Genomic DNA, 11013 nt, shown 5'->3' with positions numbered 1-11013 from the left:
GGACTGAATCCTGCTGTTGTTCCAGAAGAAGAACTGTATAACAGAATTATTAATATGTTTCAGCTTATTAATATTAAAGAGGATGTGATAGAAATTCATTTTTACGGTGCTGGATGTGGCACACCTAAACCAGCAGCCATTTTAAAAGACATATTAGAAAAAATATTTATCAATGCCAAAGTAGTAATTTCTGAAGATATGTTAGCAGCTGTTTATGCTGCAACAGGAATAGAACCTGCAATGGTTTGTATTTTAGGAACGGGTTCTAATAGTTGTTATTTTGACGGACAAAACATGCAGATGTTAGTGCCTTCTCTGGGATATATTTTAATGGATGAAGCCAGTGGTAATTATTTTGGAAAAAAATTAATTATAGATTATTACTATAAAAATATGCCAGTAGATATCTCTAAAAAGTTTGAGGCTGAATTTAATTTAGATGCAGATTATATAAAAAAGAACATCTACAAAGAAGCAAACCCTAATATGTATTTAGCTTCTTTCGCGAAATTTATGTTCGATTTTAAGGATGAAGATTATATTAAAAGATTAATCAAAAAAGGATTTCAAGAATTTTTTAAATATCGAATTTTACCCTATAATATCAACAAAAAAACACCTATATACTTTATAGGTTCTATAGCACATTATTTTAGAGATATTTTAGAAAGTGTGGCAACAAATAATAATTTACAAATCACAGATGTCATTCAAAGACCTATAGATAGTCTGTTAGCGTACCATAAAAACAATATTAATTTATAAAGTCTAAAATTCTTTCCAATTTCATACCTCTAGAACCTTTAATTAAGATAATTTGGTTTTCTAGAGGTTTTTTTTGCAAGTAATTTTGCAAATCTTCATAGTTTTTAAATTGATGATTCTTTGTGTCACTTATGTAAAAGTTTTCTCCTACATAAAAAATATTCACAAAACCTTTGTTATCGCATAAATTTACGATTTCTTGATGCTCTTTTTTACTGTCTTTTCCCAATTCAAACATATCACCTAAAATTACTATTTTATTTTTTTCTGATATATTAGAAAAATGTTCTAAGGCAGCTTGCATACTTGAAGGGTTCGCATTATAAGCATCTAAAATTATTTTGTTGCTTTTTTTCTCTATAATTTGCGACCTGTTGTTGGTAGGTATATATGCTTCTAAAGCTTCTTTAATTTGATGATTATTTACTTTAAAGTACTTACCAATTGTAATAGCAGCTGCTATGTTGGTGTAGTTGTATTTTCCTATTAAATTAGTATTAATTATCAAATCGTTTAAAGCTACTTTTACTATTGGGTTGGCTTGTTTAAGACTTATTTCATTCAAAAAATTGATGGTTTTACAATTTTTTGTTTTTTCTAATTGGATAGGATCATCAGGGTTTATAAAAGCAGTTTTATTGTGTTCAATTAAAAAATCATACAACTCGCTTTTCCCTTTAATGACACCTTCAACTCCACCAAAACCTTCTAAATGCGCTTTTCCAAAATTTGTAATATATCCGAAATCTGGTGCGCAAATAGCGGATAAAAATGCTATTTCTTTTTGATGATTTGCACCCATTTCAATAATACCAATTTCTGTATCACTTGATATAGAAAGTAGCGTTAAGGGAACCCCAATATGGTTATTTAGGTTTCCTTTTGTTGCAGTAGTTTTATATTTTTTTGATAGTACACAATTTATGAGCTCTTTGGTGGTTGTCTTGCCATTACTGCCTGTTAACCCAATAATAGGAATCTTTAATTGATTTCTATGATATTTGGCTAGACTTTGTAATGTTTTTAAAACATCTTCCACCAAGATAGTCCTATTGTCTATAAAGTACTTTTCTTCATCAATAACAGCATAACCAGCTCCTTTTTTTAAAGCTTCTTCTGCAAATTTGTTTCCGTTAAAGTTTTCGCCTTTTAAGGCAAAGAAAATGCTGTTTTTTCTAATATTTCTAGTATCTGTATCAACAAGAAAATGAGCAGTATAAAGCTTGTAAATTTCTTTAATATTCATAAATTAAAGATAAAAAAAACCTCAATGTTTTTTACATTGAGGTTTAAATAATTTTATAAAATATATTATCTACTAGGATTTCTAGCGGTTCTTTTTTTGTAGGTCATTGGACCTAGTTTGTCTGTAACACATCTAAAACCAATAAAGTTAGTAGCCATGTATTGTGGTAAATATCTTCTTTGAGCAGGGTCTAACCAATACTCTCTATCTGCCCAAGAACCACCTTTGTAAACTCTAGTTTCATCACTAATTAAAGTTCTACGTTTTTTAGCATCATTCACTAAAATGTCTCTACCATTTATAGAGTCTCTTATAATTCTTGGTTTTTTTGGTGAGTTATACATACTTGGTCTAGATGCAAATCTATCTGCGTCATCTTCAAAAAAACGTGTTGAATTTAAATCTCCATCACCAATATCTGCATTTTCTGCTTTAGAAAAATTAGTTCTAAATGCTGCATCACTTTTAGTAATAGGTATGTATTTAATAGATCCAGGTAATTGTTTTGGTCTAATACTTCCGTTTGGTAGCGTATCATATTCTACAGCTACACCATTACCAACAATTACAACTTTGCCTTCTTGGTTAATCATTTTTTTAGTAAACAAGTTTCCTCTAAAATAATTAAAATCGTTGGCTTCATTATCAATTATTGGTCTATATACATCTGCCACCCATTCTGCAACATTACCAGACATATCATACAAACCAAAAGCATTTGGTGGGTAAGATTTTATTCTAATAGGAATATCAGAACCATCAGAACTCCAACCCGGTAAACCACTATATTGTCCTCTTCCTTGTTTAAAGTTAGCTAATTGATCTCCTCTATAACGTTTTGTTTTTGCTCTTGTATATTTTCCATCCCAAGCATATTTTTTTCTACCTCTAATATTATTGTATTCTCTGTTTTCTAAAACAGCTTTTGCTGCAAATTCCCATTCAGCTTCTGTAGGTAGTCTAAATTTTTGTTGTAAAATACCATCTGCTTGGGTAATTTTTCTACCTTGAAACGCACCTGGTTCTCTATTTCTTTTTGAGGTTCTTGTTCTAACACCTCTTTGATAAATTGTAGTGTCTCCTTCAAAAAGATTAGAGTCGTTAGCTAAAAATACATCTGTATCAAAATGATTTCTTACAGAATCAATTTCAAAAATATTTTTAATATGTCCTTTATCTATTAACTTTTTTAGGTTTACAGCGTTTGTTCTCCATTTACAATACTCATTTGCTTGCAACCAAGTTACACCAACCACAGGATAATCGGCGTATGCCGGATGGCGAAAATAATTTTCTGATAAAATGTCTGTATTTCCTAAACTTTTCCTCCAAACCAACGTATCTGGTAAAACAGAATTGTATACATGTTTGTATTGCTCTTCAGAAGGTGGAAACACATCTTTTATATATTGTACATATAAAAAATATTCAGAGTTTGTAACTTCTGCTTCATCCATAAAGAAAGAACGGACATGAATTTTCTTAGGTGTCGTATTCCAATCAAACATTACATCGTCTTGAACTTGACCCATTGTAAAAGATCCTCCTTCAATGGCAACCATCCCTAAAGGTGGTTCTTGTCCTTCGAAAGAACTATTTCTAATATAACCCCCATTTTTAGGATCATTAAAAGACAAACCTGTTAACCTAGATTTACCACTTGTAGATCTATTACAGTTTGTTAAAAGTACTGTTGTTAAAACAACTAAAGATAATTTTAATATTTTTTTCATTTCCTAATAGAAAATTATTTAGGTTTTTATTTAAAGATGCAATTTACAATAAATATAGTTTAGTGCAAGAAAAATACAAATTTTAACGCATCATTTTTTTAATCACTTTTTATTAAACGCAAGCTTTTTATATTTAGTATAATTTATCTTTGCAACTAATAAAATATCTCTAATAAATTTGCGTTATTTGAATAATTATCGATGAAAAAATATTTACAACTATTTTTATTTCTTTTTTTTGTGCAATTTGTTACTGCACAAACTACTAATTCTGTGCTTGCTAACGGAGATTGGTATAAATTTACTGTAGATACTACTGGAGTTTTTAAAATTGATAAAAACTTACTAGAAAATATTGGTATTTCTACAAATAATTTAGACCCTAGAACGATTAAAATATTTGGGAATGGAGGTAATCTTTTACCCGTTTTAAATAGTGAGTTTAGATACGAAGACCTTCAAGAAAACGCTATTTATATAGAAGGAGAGCAAGATGGTATTTTTAATAACAACGATTTTATACTTTTCTATGCAAAAGGACCACATGACTGGGTAGTAAATGTATCATCTAAAACAGCAAGACATAGACAAAACATTTATTCAGATAAGGCTTATTATTTTATAACTGTTGGTAATAATAATGGTAAAAGAATCAATGCAAAAGCATTAAATACAAACACAGCAACAGAAACAATAACTACTTTTAATGATTATACGTTTTACGAAAAAGAAGAACTGAACCTTTTAGGCGCAGGTACACAATGGTTTTTTAACGATAATTTTAATATAGAAAATACACAAACATTTACCATACCTTTTACAAATGCTGTTGCCAATAATCCTGTTTTTGTTAGAATAAGAGGCGTTAGCAACTCAATTGTTTCTTCAACAATGGCTGTAAAGGCAAATAATACAGATATTTATACCCTAAATTTCCCTGCGGTTTCAGGTGGTCTAACAAAGGCATTAACAGCGGAAAGAAGTGCTTCTTTTGTAAATACATCAGAATCTATAAATATAGAAATTTCTTATAATAATAATGGCAACCCCTCTGCAAACGCCTATTTAGATTTTATAGAAATTATAGGCGAAAAAAATCTTACTGCAAATAATAATCAGTTTTCATTTCGAAGTTTTAAACAGTTTGATGCCAATTCTGAAGTTACTTTTCAAATTGCAAATACCAATCAAATTTTTCAAGTTTGGGATGTTTCCAATCACTTATCACCACAAATAATAACGAATGAAGGTGCAGGTAATAATTTTACATTTACGGATGATGGTAGTGTTTTAAACGAATATGTTGTTTTAAATGATAACGATTTTTATGTTCCAGAAACCATTGAAAATGCACGAGTAGCCAATCAAAATTTACATAGTTTAAAAGACATTAATTATGTAATAATTACTAACAATCAGTTAGCTTCTCAAGCACAAAGATTGGCAGATTACCATCAAAATAATACAGGTTTAACCACAAGAGTAGTAGATTTAGAAGAAATTTATAATGAATTTTCCTCTGGATCAAGAGATATCACAGGGATTAGAGATTTTTTAAAACATTTGTATACCACAAACACCACTGCAGATAAAAAATTAAAATATGTTTGTTTTTTTGGGGATGCATCTTATGATTATAAAGACAGGTTGTCATCTAACAATAATATTGTACCTGTAAAATTATCTGAACAAAGTTTCAATCTAGCAAGCTCGTATGTAACAGATGATTTCTTTGTAATGCTAGATGACAATGAAGGCACCATGTTAACCACACATACTTTAGATGTTGCTTCCAGTAGAATTCCAGTTTCAGATTTATCTCAGGCAAAAGATGTTGTAGACAAAATTTTAAGTTATTACAGTAAAACTTCTATCGGAGATTGGAGAAATACAATCACATTACTAGCAGATGATATCGATGAAACAGGAGAAGAAGTTATACAACAAGGGGTAGAGTCTATTGCCGATGAAATAACCAATAATAAACCCATCTTTAATTTAAATAAAATATATGTGGATGCGTTTGTGCAGCAAAACTCTTCTGGTGGTGAACGTTATCCAGAAGTAAAAGAGGCCATTACAAATGCCATAGAAAAAGGAAGTTTGGTTTTCGATTATTTTGGTCATGGAGGAGAGGATGGTTTTGCCTCTGAAAGAATTTTAGAAAAACCACAAATTCAGGAATTTAGCAACGCAAACACATTACCACTTTTAATTACGGTTACGTGCGATTTTTCTAGATTTGATAATCCGAATAGAATTACTGCAGGCGAATTAACCTTGTGGAATAAAAATGGTGGTGCAGCAAGTATGATAACCACAACAAGAGAAGTGTTTATTTCTGTTGGACAGCGTTTTAATGAAAATTTAATTAGACTTCTTTTAGAATTTAATGATGAAGATTATACAATTTCAGAAGCATTGTTAGAGGCTAAAAATCAATTTACAAATTCACAGAAATTTTTTATTTATTCGTTTGGAGACCCTGCTATGAAGTTAGCGGTACCAGAACCAAACGTACAAATAACAAAAATGAATGGAAAAGATATTACACAGTCTTTAGATACTTTAAAAGCCCTTTCTAAAGTTAGTTTCGAAGGTGTTGTATTAGACAATACCAATACTATTTTAAACAACTTTAATGGTTCTTTGTCTACAACAATTTTTGACAAACCTTTAGATAAAAACACGTTAGATAATGATAATTTTGGTATTAAAATGACTTTTGATACACAAGATAGTAAACTGTTTAGAGGGAAATCTACCATAGAAAATGGGGTTTTTAAATTTGATTTTATTGTACCCAAGGATATAAAAATTGCTTACGGAAAAGGAAAACTCAGTTTTTATGCAGAAAATGGAAATGCAGAAAAAGCAGGCTTTAATTTTGATGTAGTTGTGGGTGGAATCGATGAAAATGCACCAGATGATACTGTGGGACCAGAAATTCAGCTTTTTATGAACGACGAATCTTTTATTGATGGTGGCAATACCAATAGTTCTCCTAATCTTATAGCTGTTTTGTCGGATAATAGTGGTATAAATACTTCTATAACAGCAGTAGATCATGATATTATTGGAATTTTAGATGGAGATACGTCTAATCCAATAGTTTTAAATGACTTTTATCAAACAGAATTAAACGATTTTACCAAAGGGAAAGTAACCTATAGATTAAGAGATTTAGAAGTAGGGCCACATACTTTAAAAATAAAAGCTTGGGATACATATAATAATTCATCAGAAACAACGTTAAACTTCGTGGTTGTAAGCGATGCTATTCTAAATTTAGAAAATGTTTTAAATTATCCCAATCCTTTTGTAAATTACACAGAGTTTTGGTTCAACCATAACAAACCAAATGAATCTTTAGAAGTACAAGTTCAAATATTTACAGTTTCAGGTAAATTAGTGAAAACAATTAATAGAAACGTGCAGACCACAGGTAATTTGTCTAGAAACATCACTTGGAATGGTTTAGATGATTTTGGTAATAAAATTGGAAAAGGCGTATATGTTTATAAACTAAAAGTAAAGTCAACAATAAGTAATTTGGTAGCAGAGAAATACGAAAAATTAGTAATACTTCAATAAAAAGTAGATATTTGCAATTGAGAAATAATTAAGATAGATTAAAAAAATGAAGAAATTAGGAATGTTTTTATTAGTTGCTATTTTAGCAACATCAAAAATAGCAGCACAAACAAATACCCCAGTTACAGGTGGTATTACCACAGCAACTCCTTTTTTATTAATTGTACCAGATGCTAGAGCAGGTGGTATGGGAGATATGGGGGTAGCAACAAGTGCAGATGCGTGGTCATTGTTTCATAACCCTGCAAAAATAGCTTTTAGTAATAGACAAATAAAAACAGGGATTACTTATTCGCCTTGGTTACGTAACCTAACAGATGATATTTTTATAGGAAGTGGTTCTTATATAAACAGATTTAGTGAAAATGCAGCTTGGGGTGCAGACTTTAAGTATTTTAATTTAGGGCAAATTGACTTAACAGATAACCAAGGGAATTCAAAAGGATCTATTAATCCGAGTGAATTTGTAGCAACAGGTTCATATTCTTTAAAGTTAAGCGAAACCTATGCAATGGGTGTTTCTTTAAAATACATTCGCTCTAATTTAGCATTTAATAATACAGCAGCTAACACTTTACAGCCTATCAACTCTTTTGCAGTAGACGTTTCAGGTTATTATCAATCTTTAGAAGAAAATTATGGTAATTTTAACGGACGTTATAGATTAGGTTTCAATATTGCTAACATTGGCCCGAAAGTATCTTATGTTCCTGGTGAAGAAGATTTTATACCAACTAATTTAAAACTAGGTGGTGGTTTCGACTTTATTTTAGATGACTACAATACCATTGCAACTACACTAGAGTTTACAAAATTGTTAGTACCAACTCCAGACCCTAGTGATTCAACTGCAAATGATGACAAAGGTTTTATAAATGGTATTTTCTCTTCTTTTGGAGATGCTCCAGGAGGTTTTAGCGAAGAGTTAAAAGAAATTACTTACGCATTAGGTGCAGAGTATTTATACAATAATGCATTTGCTTTAAGAGCAGGATATTTTCATGAAAGTGAAGACAAAGGAAATAGACAATATTTTACTTTAGGTGGTGGTTTTAGAACCAATGCCTTAAATATAGATTTATCTTATTTGGTAAATTCTTCAGATGTAAACAACCCGTTAGAAAACTCGCTACGTTTTTCTTTATCTTTTGATTTAGGAGAGCTTTATGAAGACTATTAAAAACTAGTAAAATTTTACTAAGTTTATTCTATTATTTAAAGCAGTCATTTTAAGACTGCTTTTTTTTACCAAAAAATATGAAGGAAATTAAAATTACGGCTTCTGCAACTATTTATAATGACATTACAGAATTATCTGGTGAAGATAATTTGTTAATGCAAAAAGCTATAGAAGCAAGACAGAATGCGTATGCACCTTATTCTAAATTTAATGTTGGTGCTGCTTTATTGTTAGAAAACAGTCAAATTGTTTTAGGCAATAATCAAGAAAACGCAGCATATCCTTCTGGGATGTGTGCAGAAAGAGTTGCTATTTGGAATGCAGGGGCAACTTTTCCAGGTGTAAAAATTATAAAACTAGCCATTTCAGCAAGTTCTACGATTTCTAAAGTAGACAAACCAGTAGGGCCTTGTGGAGCTTGCAGACAAACTCTTTCTGAATTCGAAATCAATCAAAAAGTACCTTTTGAAGTGTTGTTTATGGGCGAAGTTGGAGAAATTGTAAAAACAAAATCTTTACTTGATTTGTTACCTTTTTCTTTCGATAGTTCCTATTTGTAGAAAGAATTTTATTTATGAAATCAGACATTTATTCAAGAGAAAACATCAAAGTAATAATGGTAAATTTTTACCATAAACTACTTTCTGATGATAAAATGGTGCCTTTTTTTGAAGAGATTATTTCAAATAATACATTAGATCATCACTTAGAAATTATCACCGATTTTTGGAATGATATTTTATTTGATACAACTACTTATAAAAATAATACCATGCAAAAGCACATCAATAAAAATGCTTTTGTACAATTTAAGAGAGCACATTTTACACTTTGGACATCGTATTTATTTGAAACAATAGATGCTAGTTTTAGAGGAGAAAATGCTGAGAGAATGAAAAACAGAGCTACCTCTATTGCTACTGTTATGCAGTTAAAAATGGATTTGTATAAAAAATAAACCTATTTTTTAATACTATAAAAATAATATTTTTTTGTTGTTGAACTTTCCATTACTATGCATGCATAGTATTTTTTTTTAACTACTTTTCTTATTTTTGAGATTATAAATTTCAATTTTTTATGATTTCTTCAAAAATTACGGGAACAGGAAGTTTTATACCCAGCATTAAAAAAGAGAACAACGCTTTTTTAGATACTCATTTTTTAAATGAAGATGGTAGCAATTTTTCATCAGAAAACACTTCTATTATCCAAAAATTTAAAGACATTACAGGTATAGAGGAAAGACGTTATGCAAAACCAGCGTTTAAAACTTCTGATTTGGCATTTTTTGCTGCAGAAAAAGCCATTAAAAATGCAAATATCAATCCAGAGGAATTAGATTATATCATTGTAGCCCATAATTTTGGTGATTTACAACAAAATACCATACAAGGAGATACTTTACCAAGTATTGCAACAAGAGTAAAATATAGATTATGTATTGCAAACCCAAACTGTGTTGCGTACGATTTACTTTTTGGTTGCCCAGGTTGGGTAGAAGGTGTAATACAGGCACAGGCGTTTATTAAAGCAGGTATTGCAAAAAAATGTTTGGTAATTGGAGCAGAAACTTTGTCTAGAGTTGTAGATAAACACGATAGAGACTCTATGATTTATAGTGATGGTGCAGGGGCTTCTATTGTAGAAAAAACGGAAAATGATACCTCAGGTATTTTAAGTCACGCAAGCCAAACTTTTGCAAAAGAAGAAGCATATTTTTTACATTTCGGAAAATCATTTAATACCAATGAAGACAAAAATGTACGTTACATTAAAATGTATGGTAGAAAAATTTATGAATTTGCCATTACAAACGTACCAGCAGCTATGCAAACTGCCTTAGAAAAAAGTGGAATAGATATTAAAGAGGTAAAAAAAATATTGATACATCAGGCAAACGAAAAAATGGATGAAGCCATTATTAAAAGGTTTTACAGACTTTATAAAATGAAAGCTCCAGAAGGTGTAATGCCTATGAGTATTCATAAATTAGGAAATAGTTCTGTAGCAACTGTACCTACTTTATTAGATTTGGTTTTAAATGGTAAAATAGAAAACCAAGAAGTAAAAAAAGGCGATGTTGCCATATTAGCGTCAGTTGGGGCAGGTATGAATATTAATGCCATTGTGTATCGTTTTTAAGGACAATAAAATTTAGTTTTTCTATCAAATTATAATCAAATAGAATTTCCTTAAAAAATTAACCTCTTATATCGTAAATCTAATATCAAAATATTATTTTTGCGCATGCAACAACACAACGTACTTATTTTAGATTTCGGTTCGCAATACACTCAGTTAATTGCGAGAAGAGTTAGAGAATTAAACATTTATTGTGAAATTCATCCTTATAATCATCAACCAGAAAATGTATCAGAATTTAAAGCGGTTATCCTATCTGGAAGCCCAAATTCGGTAAGAGGAGAAAATGTTTTACATCCAGATTTATCTGAAATTAGAGGTAAAAAACCAGTTTTGGCGGTTTGTTATGG

The 11013-nt window shown here is 30.2% G+C and carries 9 protein-coding genes; 7 read left to right on the top strand and 2 right to left on the bottom strand.

The genetic code is table 11. From position 1 onward, the window contains the following. Window positions 1-765 (top strand): N-acetylglucosamine kinase (locus ACTG3S_RS13060; RefSeq protein ID WP_439129783.1); only part of this gene is annotated, 765 nt, incomplete at its 5' end. On the opposite strand, the gene ACTG3S_RS13055 is transcribed toward ACTG3S_RS13060, so the two are convergent. Together ACTG3S_RS13055 and gldJ are read right to left on the bottom strand one after the other, a co-directional pair. Next, on the bottom strand, window positions 755-2011 hold the full coding sequence (locus ACTG3S_RS13055) for a UDP-N-acetylmuramoyl-tripeptide--D-alanyl-D-alanine ligase (RefSeq protein WP_439129782.1): 1257 nt from the start codon (window positions 2009-2011) through the stop codon (window positions 755-757). The two genes, ACTG3S_RS13060 and ACTG3S_RS13055, sit on opposite strands and share 11 nt — an antisense overlap. A 65-nt stretch (window positions 2012-2076) precedes the next feature. Continuing rightward, window positions 2077-3744: a gliding motility lipoprotein GldJ gene (gene gldJ / locus ACTG3S_RS13050; protein WP_439129781.1), complete on the bottom strand. Its 1668-nt coding sequence runs from the start codon at window positions 3742-3744 to the stop codon at window positions 2077-2079. A 201-nt stretch (window positions 3745-3945) separates the two neighbouring features. Here gldJ and porU point away from each other — a divergent pair, with 201 nt between their 5' ends. From porU to ACTG3S_RS13020, 6 genes are all read left to right on the top strand, one after another. Continuing rightward, entirely contained in the window at window positions 3946-7338 is a 3393-nt protein-coding gene (porU, locus tag ACTG3S_RS13045; protein WP_439129780.1) for a type IX secretion system sortase PorU, read from the top strand. 46 nt (window positions 7339-7384) lie between these two features. Beyond that, window positions 7385-8518 (top strand): type IX secretion system outer membrane channel protein PorV, encoded by a 1134-nt coding sequence (gene porV / locus ACTG3S_RS13040; protein WP_439129779.1) that lies wholly within the window; start codon window positions 7385-7387, stop codon window positions 8516-8518. Between the two features lie 77 nt (window positions 8519-8595). Beyond that, entirely contained in the window at window positions 8596-9078 is a 483-nt protein-coding gene (gene cdd / locus ACTG3S_RS13035; protein ID WP_439129778.1) for a cytidine deaminase, read from the top strand. A gap of 14 nt (window positions 9079-9092) precedes the next feature. Then, the gene (locus tag ACTG3S_RS13030) at window positions 9093-9476 is read left to right on the top strand and encodes a group III truncated hemoglobin (protein ID WP_439129777.1); all 384 of its coding nucleotides are present in this window, start codon (window positions 9093-9095) and stop codon (window positions 9474-9476) included. A gap of 122 nt (window positions 9477-9598) precedes the next feature. Beyond that, the gene (locus tag ACTG3S_RS13025) at window positions 9599-10663 is read left to right on the top strand and encodes a 3-oxoacyl-ACP synthase III family protein (protein ID WP_439129776.1); all 1065 of its coding nucleotides are present in this window, start codon (window positions 9599-9601) and stop codon (window positions 10661-10663) included. Between the two features lie 105 nt (window positions 10664-10768). After that, on the top strand, window positions 10769-11013 hold a 245-nt coding region (locus ACTG3S_RS13020), incomplete at its 3' end, for a glutamine amidotransferase-related protein (RefSeq protein WP_439129775.1).

The sequence above is a fragment of the Polaribacter sp. genome, from assembly GCF_965656025.1.
Classification (GTDB): Bacteria; Bacteroidota; Bacteroidia; order Flavobacteriales; family Flavobacteriaceae; genus Polaribacter.
This window is presented reverse-complemented; position numbering and strand designations above follow the sequence as displayed.